The sequence below is a fragment of the Pokkaliibacter plantistimulans genome (genome assembly GCF_003194385.1).
GTDB lineage: Bacteria > Pseudomonadota > Gammaproteobacteria > Pseudomonadales > Balneatricaceae > Pokkaliibacter > Pokkaliibacter plantistimulans.
The window spans coordinates 23,147-42,537 of sequence record NZ_LAPT01000029.1 but is presented as its reverse complement, the minus strand read 5'-3'; the positions used below and the strand labels follow the sequence as shown (position 1 = coordinate 42,537).

The 19,391-nt window shown below is 50.0% G+C and carries 16 protein-coding genes; 10 read left to right on the top strand and 6 right to left on the bottom strand.

Translation table 11 applies throughout. From position 1 onward, the window contains the following. The first annotated feature begins 5 nt into the window (after positions 1-5). On the top strand, positions 6-3,941 hold the full coding sequence (hrpA, locus tag WH50_RS07415) for an ATP-dependent RNA helicase HrpA (protein WP_110186741.1): 3,936 nt from the start codon (positions 6-8) through the stop codon (positions 3,939-3,941). A gap of 11 nt (positions 3,942-3,952) precedes the next feature. After that, positions 3,953-4,219 carry a DUF1653 domain-containing protein gene (locus WH50_RS07410; RefSeq protein ID WP_110186740.1) on the top strand — a complete coding sequence of 89 codons (267 nt, stop codon included), beginning with the start codon at positions 3,953-3,955 and terminating at the stop codon, positions 4,217-4,219. Positions 4,220-4,276: 57 nt separating this feature from the next. Here the strand turns inward: WH50_RS07410 and WH50_RS07405 are convergent, their stop codons facing one another. Then, a complete protein-coding gene (locus tag WH50_RS07405) occupies positions 4,277-4,936 on the bottom strand; it encodes a hypothetical protein (protein WP_110186739.1) in 660 nt (219 codons plus the stop codon). A gap of 403 nt (positions 4,937-5,339) precedes the next feature. Between WH50_RS07405 and topA the strand changes: the two genes are divergently transcribed. From topA to WH50_RS07390, 3 genes are all read left to right on the top strand, one after another. Further along, a complete protein-coding gene (gene topA / locus WH50_RS07400; RefSeq protein ID WP_110186738.1) occupies positions 5,340-7,955 on the top strand; it encodes a type I DNA topoisomerase in 2,616 nt (871 codons plus the stop codon). Positions 7,956-8,174: 219 nt separating this feature from the next. Beyond that, on the top strand, positions 8,175-8,696 hold the full coding sequence (locus WH50_RS07395; protein ID WP_110186737.1) for a DUF6586 family protein: 522 nt from the start codon (positions 8,175-8,177) through the stop codon (positions 8,694-8,696). A gap of 147 nt (positions 8,697-8,843) precedes the next feature. Beyond that, positions 8,844-9,119: a hypothetical protein gene (locus tag WH50_RS07390; protein WP_110186736.1), complete on the top strand. Its 276-nt coding sequence runs from the start codon at positions 8,844-8,846 to the stop codon at positions 9,117-9,119. Positions 9,120-9,407: 288 nt separating this feature from the next. On the opposite strand, the gene WH50_RS07385 is transcribed toward WH50_RS07390, so the two are convergent. Further along, positions 9,408-9,866: a cell division inhibitor SulA gene (locus WH50_RS07385; RefSeq protein ID WP_110186735.1), complete on the bottom strand. Its 459-nt coding sequence runs from the start codon at positions 9,864-9,866 to the stop codon at positions 9,408-9,410. 3 nt (positions 9,867-9,869) lie between these two features. After that, on the bottom strand, positions 9,870-10,505 hold the full coding sequence (lexA, locus tag WH50_RS07380) for a transcriptional repressor LexA (protein ID WP_110186734.1): 636 nt from the start codon (positions 10,503-10,505) through the stop codon (positions 9,870-9,872). 187 nt (positions 10,506-10,692) lie between these two features. On the opposite strand from lexA, the gene dinG reads away from it, so the two are divergent. From dinG to WH50_RS07365, 3 genes are read left to right on the top strand one after another with little or no spacing between them, the layout of a single operon-like run. After that, positions 10,693-12,813, top strand: coding sequence for an ATP-dependent DNA helicase DinG (gene dinG / locus WH50_RS07375; protein ID WP_110186733.1), 2,121 nt, complete (start codon positions 10,693-10,695; stop codon positions 12,811-12,813). 28 nt (positions 12,814-12,841) lie between these two features. Then, on the top strand, positions 12,842-14,383 hold the full coding sequence (rhlB, locus tag WH50_RS07370) for an ATP-dependent RNA helicase RhlB (protein WP_110186732.1): 1,542 nt from the start codon (positions 12,842-12,844) through the stop codon (positions 14,381-14,383). After that, positions 14,361-15,815 carry a protein adenylyltransferase SelO gene (locus WH50_RS07365; RefSeq protein WP_110186731.1) on the top strand — a complete coding sequence of 485 codons (1,455 nt, stop codon included), beginning with the start codon at positions 14,361-14,363 and terminating at the stop codon, positions 15,813-15,815. Before rhlB ends, WH50_RS07365 begins: the two co-directional genes overlap by 23 nt. Before the next feature lie 95 nt (positions 15,816-15,910). Here WH50_RS07365 and minE read toward each other — a convergent pair whose 3' ends face one another. The 3 genes from minE to minC form a co-directional block, all read right to left on the bottom strand. Beyond that, the gene (gene minE / locus WH50_RS07360) at positions 15,911-16,165 is read right to left on the bottom strand and encodes a cell division topological specificity factor MinE (RefSeq protein ID WP_104154837.1); all 255 of its coding nucleotides are present in this window, start codon (positions 16,163-16,165) and stop codon (positions 15,911-15,913) included. Position 16,166: 1 nt separating this feature from the next. Next, positions 16,167-16,976, bottom strand: a complete 810-nt coding sequence (gene minD, locus WH50_RS07355) for a septum site-determining protein MinD (protein WP_110186730.1) — start codon at positions 16,974-16,976, stop codon at positions 16,167-16,169. A 104-nt stretch (positions 16,977-17,080) separates the two neighbouring features. Continuing rightward, positions 17,081-17,818, bottom strand: a complete 738-nt coding sequence (gene minC / locus WH50_RS07350; RefSeq protein WP_110186729.1) for a septum site-determining protein MinC — start codon at positions 17,816-17,818, stop codon at positions 17,081-17,083. Positions 17,819-18,073: 255 nt separating this feature from the next. Between minC and WH50_RS07345 the strand changes: the two genes are divergently transcribed. Both WH50_RS07345 and WH50_RS07340 read left to right on the top strand, forming a co-directional pair. Continuing rightward, positions 18,074-19,099 (top strand): NAD(P)H-dependent glycerol-3-phosphate dehydrogenase, encoded by a 1,026-nt coding sequence (locus WH50_RS07345; protein WP_110186728.1) that lies wholly within the window; start codon positions 18,074-18,076, stop codon positions 19,097-19,099. Then, positions 19,100-19,378: a DUF4389 domain-containing protein gene (locus WH50_RS07340; protein ID WP_110186727.1), complete on the top strand. Its 279-nt coding sequence runs from the start codon at positions 19,100-19,102 to the stop codon at positions 19,376-19,378. Positions 19,379-19,391 lie beyond the last annotated feature (13 nt).

The following is a 19,391-nucleotide window of genomic DNA, read 5'->3' as shown; positions in this document are numbered from 1 at the left end:
CTGCAGTGGAAAACCTATCATTTAATGAGCTGTACGACCGTCTCGCACATTGTACGCTAGCTGATGCGCGTCAATTGCGACGAATATTGGGTGCTATTCGCAAAGCTCAGAAAGAGCAGCGGCCGTTTGACAAGCTGCTAGGACGCTTCGAGACGTTGGCTGATAATTCTGCGGCTACCGTCGCTTCCCGCCTGGAACAACGCGTAGTTTTCAACTACGACGAGCAACTACCTATTTGCCAGAAGCGTGACGAAATACTGAGATTGATTGATGGTCATCAGGTAGTCGTCATTGCAGGCGAAACGGGCTCAGGTAAAACCACCCAGTTGCCCAAGCTGTGTCTTGAGTTGGGTCGTGGTGCCCGTGGTCGCATCGGCCACACTCAGCCAAGACGGTTGGCCGCGCGTGCAGTGGCTGCGCGAGTGGCAGAAGAACTGTCCGTGCCGCTTGGTGAGATGGTGGGGTATCAGGTTCGCTTCACCGATGAGTCGGTCGCCAGCACCCGTATCAAACTCATGACCGATGGCATACTGCTGGCAGAGACTCAGCATGATCCACTGTTGGAACAATACGATACGCTGATTATCGATGAGGCACATGAGCGGAGTCTCAATATCGACTTCCTGCTTGGTTACCTGCGCAGAATTCTGCCGAAGCGCCCTGACCTGAAAATCATCATCACCTCCGCAACCATCGATTTGCAACGCTTTTCCCAGCACTTTGATAATTGCCCTGTGCTTGAAGTCTCTGGTCGAACTTACCCGGTCGAAGTGCGTTACCGTCCGCTGGTGGGCTGGTCTGACGATGATGAAGAGGCCGGTGATCGTGATCTGACGCAATACGAAGGTGTATTGGAGGCGGTGGGAGAGCTGGCGGAGTACGAGCGTCAGCAACGCTTGCCGCTAGGTGATGTGCTGGTATTTCTCAGTGGGGAGCGAGAAATACGCGAAGCGGCTGAAGTGCTGCGCAAGGCTAATCTGCGTGACACTGAAGTACTGCCTCTCTATGCGCGTCTCTCTAACGCGGAACAGCAAAAAATATTTCATCCTTCGGGGCGTGGCAGGCGTATTGTCCTTTCCACTAACGTGGCTGAAACCTCGTTAACAGTGCCGGGTATTCGCTATGTGATTGATACCGGTGTCGCGCGCATCAGTCGTTATAGCTATCGATCTAAAGTACAACGCCTGCCGATTGAGCCCATTTCCCAGGCGAGCGCCAATCAGCGAAAAGGGCGTTGTGGGCGTCTTGGCCCCGGCGTCTGTATCAGACTGTATAGCGAAGAGGATTTTATTTCGCGGCCCCTGTTTACCGATGCAGAAATTCTGAGGACCAATCTGGCGTCCGTCATTCTGCAGATGTTGTCTCTCAAGCTCGGTGATATCGAAGCGTTCCCCTTCCTTGAGCGGCCCGACAGCCGCTTTGTGAATGATGGCTTCCGCCTGTTGCAAGAGCTGGGGGCGGTAGATAACACCCGTGAATTGTCGGCTCTGGGGCGGCAACTGGCCAGACTGCCTATCGATCCACAATTAGGGCGCATGATTCTTGCGGCAGCTGAGCGTAACTCCCTGAGCGAAGTGCTGATCATTGTGAGTGCCTTGACGGTGCAGGATCCTCGCGAGCGTCCGACTGAGAAGCAGCAGGCTGCTGATGAAAGACACCGGCAGTGGCAGCATGATGACTCGGATTTCCTCAGTTATGTGCAGTTATGGCAGGGCTATGAAGAGCAGCGTCAGGAGTTAAGCCAGAATCAGTTGCGCCAGTATTGTCGCAAGCAGTTCCTCAACTATTTGCGCATGCGGGAATGGCGTGATGTGCATCGCCAGCTGTATTTGCTGATCAAGGAGATGGGGCTGGCTCTCAACGCGGATCCGGCAAGCTACGAAGCGGTCCATCAATCATTGCTGACCGGGCTGTTGGGGAATATCGGCCAGAAAGCGGACGAGGGGGATTACCACGGCACCCGCAATCGTCGCTTTATGATTTTCCCCGGCTCTGCACTCTTCAAGAAAAAGCCTCGTTGGGTTGTTGTTGCCGAGCTGGTGGAAACCAGCCGTCTGTACGGTCGTTGTGCAGCCCGAATTGAGCCCGAGTGGGTAGAGCCGCTAGCAGAAGGCTTACTCAAGGATGCTTATCTTGAACCACACTGGGAACGTAAACGGGCAGAGGTAGTTGCCTATCAGCAGCGAACTTTGTTTGGATTGATTATTGTCCCCAAACGCAGGGTCAGTTTTGGCACGGTAGATAGTGAGGTTAGCCAGACCCTGTTCGTTCGCGAGGCACTGGTGAATGGCGACTACGATACGCGAGCACCTTTCTTTAGCCATAACCGGGAGCTGCTTGACGAGGTAGAAACATTAGAGGCGAAGTCACGCCGTCGCGACATTCTGGTCGATGAAGAAACGCTGTACGCGTTCTATCGCGAGAAGCTGGATGAACTGGGCGGGCAACAGGTCGTTGGGGGCACGTCGTTTGAGAGTTGGCGTAAACGTGTTGAGCAGCGCGATCCTAAAGCACTGTTTTTAACCAAAGCCTATCTGATGAGGCATCAGGCCGAAGGTGTAACTGAGGCTCAATATCCTGATGTTTTTCGCTGGCAGGGCATGGAGCTTCCGCTGAGTTACCATTTTGATCCGGGGCATAAGCTCGATGGCGTCACGCTGGACGTGCCAGTGGCACTGCTGCGGCAGTTACCCGCAGAGCGCTTGCAGTGGCTTGTGCCAGGAATGTTGCGCGATAAATGTATTGCCTTGCTGAAGGGGCTGCCTAAGCAGTTGCGACGTAATTTCGTGCCCATCCCTGACTTTGTTGATGCCATGCTGGCATCGATGTCTTCTGCTGATGGTAGCTTGCTCGAAGCGATAACACTACAGCTACGCCGCATGACGGGTGTGCTCGTGCCTGCCGAGGACTGGCAGTTAGATGCACTTGAAGCTCATCATTTATTTAACCTGCGTGTGCTGGATGCCAAGGGGAAAGATCTTGGTATGGGGCGTGACCTTGAAGCCTTATGTGAGCAGTTTGCCGGGCAGGTACAGCAGCAATTGGCGCGCATGCCCTTGGCTGAGCTAGAGCGAACGGGGTTGACTGACTGGCCAGAGGATGTCTCGTTGCCAGAGGAGATTACGCTGGAGCAGGCAGGAATAAAGTTGAAAGGTTATCCTGCCTGGCAGGATGCTGGCGATCATCTTGAAGTGAAAGTTTTTGATCATCCTGATCTGGCCAGAGCATCCATGCGTTTGGGATTGTTGCGACTCTACCGGCTTCGTTTGGCTCAGCAAGTTAAGTATCTACAGAAAAATATGCCTAAACTGAATCAATCGGCTTTGTTCTTCGTGGCGGTAGGACGTAAGGAAGAGTTGGTGGATGATGTTATTAATGCTGCGTTTGAACAGGTATTTCTGCACGATAAGGATTGGCCGCGTACACGAGAGGCCTTTGAACTAGGACTTGATGCAGGGCGAAATCAAGTTGTGGCAGCTGCCAATGAGCTGGCGGAGCTGGTGGCTGCCATATTGGAAAGTCGAAACCGGGTAGCAAAGTTCCTACAGGGAAAGGTCAATCTGGCCTGGGCTCTGATACTTTCGGATGTTAAGCAGCAGCTTGAAAAACTAGTATACAAAGGGTTCGTGTCTGCAACGCCTTTACATTATCTGAGACGCATGAGTCTGTACATGCGTGGCATTGAGCTAAGGCTGGAGCGTTTTCAGAATCATCTTGGCAAGGAAATGGCTGCCAGTCAGGAGCTGCAGGCGTACTGGATGCAATACGCGGAACGAAAGTCGGCTCATGAAAAACTGGGGATCGTAGATCCCAATCTTGAAGCATTTCGCTGGATGCTGGAAGAATATCGGATTTCGTTATTCGCTCAGAATCTGGGAACATTGCAGCCTGTATCTGCAAAACGGCTGAACAAACTGTGGGAACAGGTACGACGTGCCTAAGGAGCAAAGCAGTGAGTGATGAACAGCAACCTGTTGTCCAGCCAGGATTCTACCTGCACTTCAAAGGCGGGCGGTATCAGGTGTTGGAGGTGGTGCGGCACACGGAGACTGAGGAGTGGATGGTGCTCTACAGGGCGTTATACGGAGAACGTGGCTTATGGGTAAGGCCGTTAAGCAGTTTCTGTGACAGTGTCGATGTGCTTGGCGAAATCGTTCCTCGTTTTTCCTTGCAGAAGGCGAGCTCGGGCTTGAGGGACAGTGAAGAGAGTGGTCAGTAAGTGTGCTATCTCACAGCCATCCACTCAATAGCAATGCCTGCTGTACGTTGATGGGGTTCAAGAAACGGTGTGGTTATAAGGGTTGGCCAGATATTGGTCAACCTTCTGTGTGCGTTCCTGACGTTCTTCGTCACTCATCACTGTGCGAGCAATCATCGCCTTTGCATGCTTGAGGTGAGTTACGCCCTCTTGATAATGACGTTGCTCCAGTGCCTTGATGCCCTGTTGCGTGTGAGCGTCAATTTCAATGACGTTATGCACGTAGGACAGTTGATGAATGCTCTCATCCAGCTGATGGGCGCTCAGCATGTTCTCTCCTCTCATCTGGCGAAGTGTGCGCATTACATATTTAATATATTTTTGTGCCCGCACGATGGATCGATCAGTGGCGGGTACTTGATAGACGCCCTGCTGACTGCGCAGAGCTTCTTGTTCCTCGATAAGATCATTCAGGTATGCTTCATCGGGTTTTACTTCTTTCATCTGTGTCAGCAGGCTGATATGGAAGTCGATGAGATAATTCCAGATCAAAGGGGGCATGATCAGGTGCTGAACGGCACTTTGAATTTCCTGTAGAAATTCAGTTCTGCTGCGTAATGCTCCAAATCGCTGCTCAATTGCCAACATTGCTTGTTCACGCTTATAGGCCAGGTGGCTGACAAACAGAGAGGTGATAAGCACCAGTAGTAGTACAGCAATAACAACGGTAAGCCACATAGAACATCGATCCAGGTAAATAATCTGAGATAGGATTGTACTTAATTTTGCTTTTGCTTCACGACTTATGCTGAAGTGTTTCCAGTATCAGTGCGAACCGCGCGTCGCGTGGTAACAAAGATCAGCAAGTAAGTATTACAGAGGCGGTTACGCAATCATTGCCGCTGGAGTGAAGGTAGCAGCAGTAAAAACTGCAGTTATCATTTGATACCGGCAAAGCTGGTTACGTGCTGTACTGATACTGTCCTTAAATAAGATAAAACTTGACAAGGCGTTTTTGAGGTCGTTATAAGTGCCGCGCAAGACGTCGTATGAATTAGGCTTGATCCGCAATGCGCTTGCGTCGTATTGCCTGGTTATGGGTTGTGGCTGTCACCCACCTGAAAGGGGTTTTTAAGGGGTTATGGGTAAAGTATTAGTAATTGTCGAGTCACCTGCCAAAGCCAAGACCATCAACAAGTACCTTGGGCCGGAGTATGTGGTTAAGTCCAGCGTGGGGCACATTCGTGATTTGCCTACCAGTGGTAGTGGCAAGACCGTAGACCCCAAGCAACGTGCTCAAGAGGCTGCGAAGACCAGAAAGATGTCTGCGGCTGAGAAAACTATCTACAAAGCCAAAAAAGCACATGAGCAGTTAGTAGCTCGGATGGGGGTCGACCCTGACAATAACTGGGACGCACATTATGAAGTGTTGCCGGGCAAAGAGAAGGTAGTAGACGAGCTCAAACGCCTTGCCAAAGACGCTGAAGCTATTTATCTGGCAACGGACTTGGATCGCGAAGGGGAGGCTATTGCCTGGCACCTGATGGAGTCCATTGGCGGCAATCCTGACCGCTATCGTCGCGTAGTCTTCAACGAAATTACCAAAAATGCCATTCGCCAGGCTTTTACCAACCCTGGCATCTTGGATATGAGTCGAGTGAATGCTCAGCAAGCGCGGCGTTTCCTTGATCGCGTTGTGGGCTACATGGTTTCTCCATTGCTGTGGGCCAAGATTGCACGAGGGTTATCTGCGGGCCGTGTGCAGTCCGTAGCTGTGCGTCTTGTTGTCGAGCGTGAACGCGAAATTCGTGCCTTCATCCCTGAAGAGTACTGGGAAATCGCTGCAGATCTAAAACAGAACAAAGATCAGGTGCGTTTTCAGGTTGTCAGGCAGTCTGGGGAGGCATTCCGCCCCGTCAGTCGTAGTCAGGTCGATAAGATTCTGGCATCCCTTGAAGCTTCACAGTTCAATCTTGCAGAGCGTGAGGACAAACCAACCCAGTCCAAGCCGGGAGCGCCATTTATAACTTCTACTCTCCAACAGGCAGCTAGTACGCGTCTCGGCTTTGGGGTGAAAAAGACCATGATGCTGGCTCAGCGTTTGTATGAAGCTGGTTACATAACCTACATGCGTACAGATTCTACGAACCTGTCAGCAGAGGCTGTAGCAGGATGTCGCGACTATATTCTCAGCCAGATTGGTAGCGAATATTTGCCAGAAACAGCGAATGTCTACTCAAGTAAGGAAGGTGCTCAGGAGGCTCACGAAGCCATACGTCCTTCCGACGTGAATCTCAAGGCAACTCAGCTTGCTGGTATGGATCGTGATGCAGAGCGCTTGTATGACCTGATTTGGCGTCAGTTCGTAGCTTGTCAGATGGTGCCAGCGAAGTACCTCAGTTCGACACTGACGGTAGTGGCGGGCGAGTTTGAGCTAAAAGCTAAGGGCCGGATTCTGAAATTTGACGGCTACACCCGTGTTCTGCCTGCCGCAGGCAAAAAAGAAGAAGATGTCATTCTGCCGGACTTGCAGACTGGATCGGTCATGACGTTGCAGGAGCTGTTGCCTAGCCAGCATTTCACCAAGCCCGCGCCTCGATTTACTGAAGCAAGCCTGGTCAAGGAGCTGGAGAAACGAGGGATTGGTCGCCCATCCACTTATGCCTCTATTATTTCCACCATTCAGGAACGGGGTTATGTAGAGGTACAGAATCGTCGCTTCTATGCGGAAAAGATCGGGGATATTGTCACTGATCGTCTGGTAGAGAACTTTCCCGACTTACTTGATTACAGCTTCACGGCCAAGATGGAAGAGCGTCTGGACGATGTGGCTACCGGACGGGAAGACTGGCGTACGCTATTGAATGTGTTCTATCGCGAGTTCTCAGCCAAATTGGATGCGGCCAACGATGATGATGGCGGTATGCGTGCTAATGCTCCCACTGAAACGGATATTCCCTGCCCTAAATGCGGTCGCCCGATGATGATTCGGACAGGTACTACAGGTGTCTTTCTGGGGTGCTCAGGCTATAACCTGCCGCCAAAAGAGCGCTGCAAGGGAACTATCAATTTGGTTCCTGGTGACGAAGTGGTCAGTTTAGAGGGGGATGACGAAGAGGAATCTCGCCTGCTGCGTAATAAAAAGCGTTGTCATTTATGCGGTACGGCGATGGAGAGTTACCTCATAGATGCTGATCGCAAGCTCCATGTGTGTGGTAATAACCCGGACTGCATTGGATTTGATGTTGAAAAAGGTCAATTCAAGCTCAAAGGATACGATGGCCCACTGATCGAGTGTGATAAGTGTGGCGCTGATATGCAGCTAAAAACGGGTCGATTCGGCAAGTATTTTGGGTGTACCAGCGAGAGTTGTGGTAACACTCGTAAGCTTCTGAAAAGTGGTGAAGCCGCGCCACCCAAGATGGATCCTGTCTCAATGCCTGAGATTCGCTGTCAAAAGGTAGATGATCACTACGTACTGCGTGATGGCGCGACCGGATTATTCCTGGCGGCCAGTCAGTTCCCCAAAAATAGAGAAACTCGTGCTCCATTCATCCATGAGTTGCTACCGCACAAGGATGAAATCGATCCTAAATATCATTTCCTGTTAGAGGCACCTGTAAAAGACCCTAATGGTAATCCTGCAATGGTTCGCTTTAGTCGCAAAGCCAAAGAGCAATATGTCATGACAGAAGTCGAAGGGAAGGCCACTGGGTGGAAGGCGCACTATAAGGATGGTCATTGGGTAGTTGGCTAGTTGAACTAGCGGCGTGGAAACATGTCGGTTTCAGTTCATGCCTATTTGAGTTCTGAAGCTCATTGATGGGGCGACTTGGTTGAGGCTGGGTCTACCCTCAATGCATAGGGCTACCTGCCTATAATATCTGTGGTAGGGTTTTGCTATATTCGTCATGGCAAGTCTGTAGCGCTACCTTCTCTGTATTACCATCTAACGTCATAAGTTGAGGTCGTGATCATGAGCCCGCTCTATGCCAGCAGAACCAATAAGAAATTATATTTTGCACGTCTGCATCTGGATGCTCTTGTCCAGGCTGGTAATTCTACGAGTTGGGATAAGCACGCTTTAATCGAGTCTTTTCATGAGTCCGTTTTGTTTCATCTCTACGGTGCTTACCATGCCTTTCTGAGGGAGATTGCTCAGGGCTACAAGCTCCCAGCGGAGCAAGTGAGATCTGCTTTGGATTTGCATGATTTACTTGAGCAGCGAGGCTATGAGGGGCCAGAGTACGCTTATATTCAGCAGTTACTGGGTGAGCCAGATAGCTGGTTAAGTATGCTCATTACTGAGTATCAAGGTTGCTGGCGTGTGATTGAGAAGGCCGTTACAGATCAGCCTTCTACCAGTTCCGAAATTCACATAGTCCAGCTGTCAGCCAATCATGCTGAGGATGGGTACAGATACGAGCAGTTAGCAACTTGGTTGCAGGCATTGAAGGCGCTGGTTGAACAGGGGCGTGAGCAGCTCGCTGAGTGGTAAGGTTAGTGGTATTTGTCCGTAGCTTTTAAATTGTAGTCCTCATGGTTAACTGATAATTGCGGTCTACAGAGATTTTTCCCGAGATTCAGTCTCACCGTTTATATAGGCTCAATGAATGGGTGGGCTTCATGTTGGAGTTTTGGATAAGTGAGTGAGAAGTTAGCCAGCTTGCTGGAGAATACAAAAGTATTGGAAATTGTTGAGCTGGAAAATGGGGAAATGTTGCTGCAGCTTCATGATGAAGATGAGGTTGTGCCTCTAATCAAACTTCAAGTAGTGAGTGAGATGCGAGATTTTCTGGGTGAGCAATACCTGGAAATGGCCAGAGGGATGTTGTCATCAGGCGTGCAAGCATTGACTGAGAAATTAGCGGAAAGACAGGCAGCAGACGTTGATTCGGAAGCGTCTCGCGTATTGCATTAAGGTTTAAGCGGCTACGCTTCTGACGGGCTTGGGGAACTCGCTTGCTGAAGAACTGTACAGAATTAGATAATGCCCTATGCTGGCTAAACCCACTGCCGAGCTAAAGACGTCACTTATTTATTCTCATAAATCATCAAGCTAACGACTAAGTTACTGATGAGTCTTACTTTGCACGCTGCTCATTAGGTTATGCGACATAAATTGCCCAGAACGAATCTATATGTTCGGGTCACCGTCTTCAGCTGGCATTAAATGTCATGCACACGTCTATACAGATGCTCAGCTGATTTAACGAGTGCGAATCAAGATGCAATGGCTGTCACCATCAAAAGCTGCTTGCTCCAGACCTTCATATTCCGCTGATGAAATTTCCTTTTCCGGCCAGTTGACGACAAGGTGGCAGTTTCCTTGGCGCAATGCTCGACGACTAAGATTGTAGACGTCATGGCCGCGACATGGTTTCAACAGAATACATTTGTTGAGGTCTATGCCGACTGTGAGCAGCCAATCCTTTTCCAGATTGTTCGGGGGGGCAACCCAGGTAAACCAGCGGTCATCCACATTAAGCTGTGCCAGCATCGGTAGTAGCCATAGTTCTTTGCCATCTCTTTGCTGATTTACCACGACCTCAGTGATACCTGCCTGGTTATGATTGCCAGTGTATTCTGTGGTGGGTGGTAACGTCCTGATGTTGGCAATATGGTCTAGCTGCAATATTGAAGTGGCACGAGTAAGGGATGACAGCATGGTTTAACTTCCTCTGCGAATGACGCCTACGCCTAAACCTTCAATCACCAGTTCTTCAGCGGTGAGGTCTAACTCTATGGGAGAAAAATCTGGATTTTCAGCAATGAGTTGTACCGAGTGTCCATTGCGCTCAAAACGCTTTACGGTCACATCATCACCAATTCGAGCTACAACGATCTGCCCATTGCGGACTTCCTGAGTGCGATGTACTGCGAGTAGATCACCATCAAGAATTCCAGCATCTCGCATGCTCATACCTTGAACACGTAATAAGTAATCTGCTTTGGGGGAAAAGAAATCAGGTGGGACCTGGCAACGGTCAGATATATGTTCCTGAGCCAGAATAGGGCTGCCTGCTGCAACGCGACCGACGATAGGTAAACCAGTCTCTTCCTCGGGTGTGGACTCATCATTGGCAGAGCCTGAATCACCTGGAATGCGAATGCCGCGTGAGGCTCCAGCAATAATTTCGATAGCGCCTTTTCGAGCCAGGGCTTTCAGGTGCTCTTCTGCCGCGTTAGGAGAGCGAAAGCCAAGCTCTCGTGCCAGGTCGGCGCGCGTTGGAGGAAAGCCAGTGTTTTCAATATACCGGCGAATGCACTCAAGAACTTCTGATTGGCGATGTGTTAGCTTAATCATTGTGATTTTATCTGTCTGTTTATACAGTATCTGTGATTATATACAGTCATCTCATGTTGTAAATCCAAAAGATGAAAATCTGACCAGCTCTGTCGGCTTGTAGTAGCGCTGGTGGCAACGGACATACATAGGGATTACCTATACAATGCTGGTGGAATGAGCCAGTCAGAATTGCGGAAGATGTTGCATGTTAGAAGAAAGCCATAAAGAGGCTATCCAGCAAGCCTATCGAGCTTATCTAGGGGCAAAATCTCTTCGACCCAGGCTTGGTCAGAGGCAGATGATTGGAACTATTGCGCGTACTTTTGGAGAGATCGAGCAAGATTCTGAGCATAACCGCATTGGTGGTCGGCACCTTTGCGTCATAGAGGCGGGCACTGGAACAGGGAAGACAGTCGCCTACTTGCTTGCTACCCTGCCGCTGGCAAAAGTGTGGAAAAAGCAGGTTGTTGTATCTACTGCAACAGTTGCTCTGCAGGAGCAAATAACACAAAAAGATCTGCCGGACTTGAAGGCTAATGGCGGTATGCAGTTTTCCTATGCTCTGGCGAAAGGCAGGGGACGCTACCTCTGTCCAAGTAAGCTGGAGCGTCTGACAGGAGCGACAAGCGATCCGACGTTGGCACTGTTTGAACAGGATGCCCTGAGCAACAAAGATGCAGAGGGTGAGGACTGGCAAAATCTGATGCAAATCTGGTCTTCTGGCCAGTGGAACGGTGACAAAGATAATTTACCCAACCCGTTGCCAGACAGTAGTTGGAGTAAGCTCACGACTGATCATCAGCAATGCACTCGCCATCGTTGCCAGTTTTTTAGTCAGTGTCCATTTTATCGTGCTCGACAGGAGCTTGAGGACGCAGATTGTATCGTCGCAAATCATGACTTGGTGCTGGCAGATCTCTCCTTGGGAGGGGGGGTCATTTTACCTGCTCCAGCTAAGACCATTTATGTATTTGATGAAGGCCATCATTTGCCTGATAAGGCGCTTGGGCACTTTACTTTTGCGATGGCCGTACGCTCAACCGATCGATGGTTGAAGCAGCTGAACAAAAATATGGCATCGATGGCAGCTCAGTTAAGACTGACAGGCGATATGGTGAAGGCTGTAGAGCAGATTCCTTCCGAAGTGAGAACCCTTGAGCAGGGTTTGCTATACCTTAATGAATTGATTGGCAGCACCGTCACGTGGGGTGATGACAGCGAGTACAGCTCAAACGTATACCGTTTTGCTGAAGGGCGTGTGCCTGAAGAGCTGCGCGGCTTATGTGATCAGTTACGGCAAGGTTGGGGCGCACTGCAAAGTCTCGTTGATAAATTGAGTCGCGGCATTCAGCAGGCGATGGGGGGGGAATATCCTGATATATCAGCCAAGGAAGCTGAGGCCTGGTTCCCTATCATTGGGCAGATGCTTGCGCGTATTCAGGAGGCTCGGGCGCTGTGCACGAGTTACAGTGAGCATGATGCAGAAGGCGCTGTGCCATTGGCTCGGTGGGCAGAGAAGCTCGACTATCAGGATATATTGGATACTAATCTATGCTCCAGTCCGATACTGGCGGCAGAGCGTTTACGTCAGGTGCTGTGGAATAGATGTTTTGGCGCTGTAATATGCTCAGCAACATTAACAGCATTAAACAGGTTTGATCGCATTATGATGCGTGCCGGCTTGCCAAGTGATGCAGCCTATGAGCGCGTGCAGAGCCCATTTAATCATGGTGATGCTGCTGAGCTGTGGGTTCCTCTCTTGCGTAATGAGCCTACGCGAGCGCAGGAGCATACCGCCGAGCTGGTCGAGTGGCTGAGGCAAAACCTTAACCTGCATGAAGGGTCGCTAGTGCTATTCAGCTCTCGCAGGCAAATGGAAGAGGTGCTAGAAAAAATCGGCAAGCCTTGGGCTGATCTAATCCTCGCCCAAGGTACTTACAGCAAACAGGAAGTCTTGAGGTTGCATCGCGAAAACCTGGATGAGGGGCGGGGTAGTATTTTATTCGGGTTAGCTTCTTTCGCAGAAGGTATTGATCTGCCAGGAAAATACCTGACTCATGTTATCATTGCCAAAATTCCGTTTGCGGTGCCTGATAGCCCTGTTGAGGCTGGCCTAGCAGAATGGATTGAAAAACGGGGTGGCAACCCCTTTATGGAGATCAGTATGCCTGATGCCAGTATTCGACTTGTGCAGGCTGCGGGAAGGCTCTTGCGCTCGGAGCAAGATACTGGCCGCATTACATTGCTTGATCGCCGGGTTGTCTCCAAAAGATACGGAAAGGCATTGCTGGATTCACTGCCCCCATTTCGTCGTCGAATAGATTAATGAATTAGTGCCTACCAGAGAGGATTTGATGCAAGAAAACAACGTGCGTGAGGCTGAAAAGCTCGACAGTGGGGCTGTGACCCAGTCTGAAGGCGAACGTGATCGTGGCGAGCGAAAGGCGTCTGGTCGTTCTAGTTCTCGTGGTCGTAATAACAAGTCTCGTCGACGTACGGATGGACGACGTAAACCCGCTTCAGAGCGTCTTGACCAGCGTGATGGTGACGAGAGCGACTCTGAGATAGAGACCTTCTCTGCGTCAGATGATCAGCAAGAGAAAGCTGGCAATACCCCCCGTCGGGCCAAGAATGGAACACGACGCAGTTCGCGAGATATTGAATCTCGTAACTCTTGGAGCCCCGCCGAGTTTGAGGTTTATCCAGCAGAAGGTAAGGTGCGATTTCATGATCTGAATCTGCCAGATGATGTGCTGCATGCAGTGGCTGAGCTGGGGTATGAGTATTGCAGCCCCATACAGGCTAAAACATTGCCTTTTAGCCTTCAGGGACGGGATATAACTGGTAAAGCCCAAACGGGTACAGGCAAGACCGCTGCTTTTCTTGTCAGCATTATTACCGACCTGATTGACTTCCCGTTAGATGTCGCGTTGCCAAATGGAACTCCGCGTGCGCTGATACTGGCACCTACGCGTGAGCTGGTAATGCAGATTGCCAAAGACGCTGTAGCACTGTCGCGATTTACTGATTTGAATGTTGTCAGCATTCTTGGCGGTATGGATTTCGAGAAGCAGCGTGAGCAGTTGATCGGTGAGAGAATCGATATTCTGGTTGCTACGCCAGGTCGACTGATCGATTTTATTGGCCGCGGTAATGTCAATCTGCGAGATGTTGAAGTGCTCGTTCTGGATGAAGCCGATCGCATGCTGAGCATGGGCTTTATTCCTGATGTACGTCGTATTATTCGTCAGACTCCCCGTACGGGGGATCGGCAGACGTTACTGTTCAGCGCCACCTATTCGGGTGACATTTTGGCATTGGCTGAACAATGGACACAGGATCCGGTGCATGTCGCAATCGAATCAGAGCGATTGACCACTGACAGTGTCGAGCAAGTGGCCTACATGGTGGCCGAAAGCGATAAATACCGAATCATTCGCAATCTGGTTGTGGTTCGTGAGCTGAAACGGGTGATGGTGTTTGCTAATCGCAGAGATCAGACACGACGTCTGTACGAGCGTTTGCGCAAGGATGGCGTCAAGGTCGCAATGCTTTCTGGTGAGGTTACTCAGCGTAAGCGTGTGAGTACGTTGGAGGCCTTCCGTTCTGGATCAATTGATGTATTGGTCGCTACAGATGTCGCTGGACGCGGTATTCACGTTGACGATATCAGTCACGTGATCAATTACAATCTTCCAGAAGATCTTGAAGACTATGTGCATCGCATCGGCCGTACCGGGCGTGCAGGTAAAACGGGAACGTCAATCAGTTTGATTGGCGAAGACGATGCCTTCCTGTTGCACTCCCTGGAAGAGCTGATTGGGCATAAGTTACCTTGTGAACATCCCCCAGAAGACCTCTTAGGAGTTGCCAGTGAAAACACTGGAAACGCTTGAGTTTATAAATCGATACAGCCGCTTGCCGCAGGAGTTCTATTCCCGGCAAGCGGTTGCTCCTTTAGCAGGGTTGCGGTGGTTGACTGGTAGTCCTGCCGCTGCGGCCTTGTTAGATCTGGATGTCGAACAGTTCAAGCGCCGTGACATTGCTGACCTCATTGGTGGTAGTTCATCGTGGGTTGGCACCAACCCTCTTGCTATGGTGTACAGCGGCCATCAGTTTGGTGGGTATACTCCTAGGCTGGGTGATGGTCGAGGTCTCCTTTTAGGTGAAGTACAAAACACCAAAGGTGAAGTCTGGGATGTGCATCTGAAGGGGGCTGGCCCGACGCCTTATTCTCGCATGGGTGACGGGCGCGCTGTATTGCGTTCGAGCATTCGCGAATATTTGTGTTCGGAGTCGCTTGCGGCATTAGGTGTACCAACGACAAGGGCGTTGGGTTTGCTGGGGAGTGATGAACCGGTTTATCGAGAGACGGAAGAGCGTGGAGCGATGCTGATTCGCATTGCTAAAACTCATGTTCGATTCGGTCATTTTGAGTACTTCTATTACAGTCAGCAGCATGAGTTGCTAAAGCAGTTGGCTGAGTTCTGCCTTGAGACGTATTTCAGCCATTTCACATCGCTCTCACTGCCTTACGAAGCCATGTTTGCAGAGATTGTTGAGCGTACTGCGAAGATGATCGCCTATTGGCAGGCCTACGGGTTTTGCCATGGCGTGATGAATACCGATAATTTTTCTATTCTGGGTGATACCTTCGACTTTGGGCCATTCGCATTCCTGGACGATTACGATCCACGCTTCGTCTGCAATCACTCTGATTCACAAGGGCGCTACGCGTTCTACCGACAACCATCAATTGCTTATTGGAACTTGCAATGTTTGGCGCAAGCGTTGACTCCAATAATTGAAATGGAAGGCTTGCGAAAGGGATTGGAAAGTTTTGAGCCAATTCTGGTGCGGGAATTTTCTGAGCTGATGAGAAGGCGCTTAGGGTTACCTGAGTTCACTGAAAGCGATCATGAGATGCTTAAGGCTTGGTTGCAGTTATTAGCGACCAATAAAATGGACTATACCTTGGCATTTCGTTGGTTGGGTGAGGTAAGGCCAGGTCGGCGGCCGGAAAAGTTGCGTAGTGAGTTTATGCAATTACCTGAGTTTGATACTTGGCTTGAGCAGTATCAGCACCGTCTGAAAGGCCAAGACTGGGATCAGCGCCAACAGTTGATGAATGCTGTTAATCCCCACTACGTAATACGTAATTATTTGCTACAGGAAGCTATCGAAAAGGCGGAGCTAGGAGATATCAGTGAAGTTGAGCGTCTTTTCCTGATCATGCAAAAACCGTTTGATGAGCAGCCAGAGTTTCTGAAGTATGCAAAGAGACCTCCACAGTGGGGGAAATCGCTTGAGATTAGTTGCTCATCCTGAGCGTAAAATGCAGAACATTACATCGTGAGAAGAGATTCGAGCCGACAATTAGTCGGCTCGCACTTTTATATTGATAGGTTCTTGTTAAAGCGTGCTTATTTTTCTGGCAACGTGATGTTGAGTTCCAATACCGAACAGTTGTCGGTATTGTCGATCTGAATCGATATGTCGTCCTGTGCAACCTGCACATATTTCTTGATAACTTCCAGCAGTTCCTTTTGCAGCGCAGGTAAGTAATCCGGCTGCTGTCGCTGTGAACGTTCATGCGCAACGATAATTTGCAAACGTTCTTTCGCGACGGAGGCGGAGTTGGGCTTACGGCTTCGGAAATAATCGAAAAAACTGGCCACTTTAACCTCCGAACATACGTTTAAAGAATCCTTTTTTCGGAGCGGTCAGGAAACGCATCGGGCGCTCATCGCCGAGCAGTCGGGACACGGCGTCTTCATAAGCCTGACCAGCGTCGCTCTGAGATTCCAGAATGACGGGAATACCTTGGTTGGAGCACTTGAGTACCGCCTCTGACTCGGGGATTACACCAAGCAGCGGAATGGCAAGAATGTCCTGCACGTCTTTGACGCCGAGCATTTCTCCCAATTCTACACGCTCCGGGTCATAGCGGGTCAGCAACAGGTGCTCTTTGATCGGCTCCTGACCTGTTTCTGCACGACGTGACTTGCTGTGGAGAATTCCAATAATCCGGTCTGAGTCTCTGACGGAGGAGACTTCAGGATTGGTAACCACGACGGCTTCGTCTGCGAAGTACAGGGCCATTAAGGCGCCTTTCTCAATGCCCGCTGGGGAGTCACATACGATGTATTCAAATGTCTCGGCGAGTTCAATTAGTACCTTTTCTACACCTTCACGGGTCAGAGCGTCTTTGTCGCGTGTCTGTGATGCGGGCAGGATGTACAGCGTTTCAACTCGCTTGTCCTTGATCAGGGCCTGATTGAGAGTTGCCTCATTGTTGACTACGTTAATAAAGTCATAAACAACGCGACGCTCGCAATTCATTATAAGGTCGAGATTTCTTAGACCAACGTCAAAGTCGATTACGACTGTCTTGTGGCCACGCAGGGCTAAGCCTGTGCCAATGGCCGCGCTAGAGGTGGTCTTGCCTACTCCACCTTTACCGGAGGTGACAACGATAATTTTAGCCACGGTCGTGTTTTCCTTAAAAAGCAAAAATCTGATTACTGCGTAAAATAAAAACGGCCAATTCTATGAATGACATGTAAGCACTTGGGTGAACGGCCAGCGCGAAGTTAGCTGAGCGAAAGTGGACTCAGCTGAAGTTTGCTTTCATCCTCTAGCATGGCTTGTACACTTTGTTTCCAAAGCTCGGAATGCTGTAAATCTTCGCTCAATTTATATTGGCCTGCGATTGACAGCAGCTCTGCCTCCAGTGCATTGCAAAAAATTCTTGCCTGAGTATTGCCGTTTATACCTGCCAGAGCACGTCCGCGTAAAGGCGCGTATACATGAATATCACCATCTGCCAACAATTCAGCGCCTGCACTGACGGGAGCAAGAACTATCAAGCTGGTATTCCGAGCATATATTTGCTGGCCCGAACGCACTGGTCGGTCAATGATACGGGCTGGCACCAGGCTGGGCTCCACAGCGGCTGGCTGTGGGCTGGAGGTCTGTGCTCGCTGTGGTGATGGAGACGGCGTGACAGAGCCCATGCTGGGCAGACCCGCAGTGAACGCATTTTCCACCATGGCATCACTGCCTCCTCGAATGCCTACAGGATTCACCTTTAGTGAACGGCAGATTTCGATGATTTCCTTGAAGTCAGGAGTGCTGTCGTCTGCGAGATGTTCCAGAGAAATAACCACTGGCATTTGCTGAAAGAAGCGAGGAGCCTGGTTGACGGTTCTGGATAGCTGGTTGCTGAACTCTATGGCCGAATAATGTATTAGCTCAATCATGCTGAGCGTAAACATGCTGCCTTTCAGGCGAAAACAGTCGGAAGCTTTCGATGTTGCGGGCGATGACATGAGTCGGTTGCCTGTATGTTTGCGATTGCCTAAATTGTTTGGGGCGACTGCCAACCAGCAATCAAGGCGTGGTCGCAGGGTGAGTTCAGTAAATTAGCGGTGCAATAATAGCACGACTTTTTAACAGTTGTGTCTTAGAGACCTCATTGACGCTCTGTAATTGCATGCGGCCTTATATTTTCAGCGAACAGTAGTGATACCATTCGCGCAATCTCTGCCAGATTGGCGTTCAATATCGGAATATCGAGGAGAACTATGTCTCATCATCAGGCCATAACCGTTCTGGGTGGAGGAAGTTTTGGCACCATCATCGCGAATATTGCAGCCGAGAATGGTCATCAGGTCCGGTTATGGATGCGGGATGCCCAGCAGGCTGAAGAGGTTGAAAAGAGCCGTGTAAATAATCGCTACATGCCAGATTATCCATTGTTAGCAAATGTGGAGGCATGCAGTGATATAGGTTATGCCGTTGCAGATAGTCATCTGATATTTATGGCAGTGCCGAGTAAGGCATTTAGACAAGTATTGCGGCAGATAAAGCCTTGTATTCAGCCTGAAGCTCAGATTGTCAGTACCACCAAGGGCATTGAATCGGACAGCTTTAAATTAATGAGTCAGATCATGTGCGAAGAGCTGCCAGATCACCCTATTGGAGTCTTGAGCGGACCCAACCTAGCCAAGGAAGTTGCCAGGCGTCAATTAACTGCAACGGTGATTGCCAGCAACAATCCTCAGGTCCGCGCCGCTGTTCAACGTGTATTGCGAAGAGATTATTTCCGCATTTATGCCAACAACGATATGTATGGGGTGGAGCTAGGCGGGGCACTAAAGAATATTTATGCGATAGCGACAGGCATGGCGGCCGCCCTTGGAATGGGAGAGAACACGCGTAGTATGTTAATGACTCGCAGTCTGGCGGAAATGAGTCGATTCGCCGTATGTCTTGGAGCTAATCCACTAACCTTTATAGGCTTGGCTGGTGTCGGTGATCTCGCTGTTACCTGCATGTCGCCCCTCAGTCGTAACTATCGGGTCGGACACGCCCTGGGGAAAGGTGGATCGTTAGGCCAGATTGTTGAAGAGTTGGGAGAGGTAGCGGAAGGGGTTGGAACCCTCCAGATTGTAAAACACTGGGCGACAGAGCTGGGTGTGTATATGCCTTTGGTCGATGGGTTGTACGAAGTAGTGTTCAATCAGCGGCCGGTACAACAGGTTGTACAGGCGTTAATGGGAGGTGAGCAAAGCTCTGACGTTGAGTTTGTACTACCAAGAGGGAACTAGATGAAATCTTCATTTTTGGGTCGGCTGTTCTCAGAAGAGAATGTGGTCCGCACTGTGTACATGATTTTCTTTGTTTTGCTATTGAAGTTGGCAGTCCTGGCAACCTTCTTTGTTATTGTCTTACAGTGGCTTGTCCGCTTGATTATTGGTGAGTCCAGTCGTGCTCTGTTGGAGTGGGGATATTCGCTTAGAGAGTTTATTTGTCAGGCACTTGCATTCTTGACTTACCATTCTGAAGAAAAGCCTTTCCCCTTCAGTGCATGGCCGAGCAGTAAATAGAAGCCGCTATAAC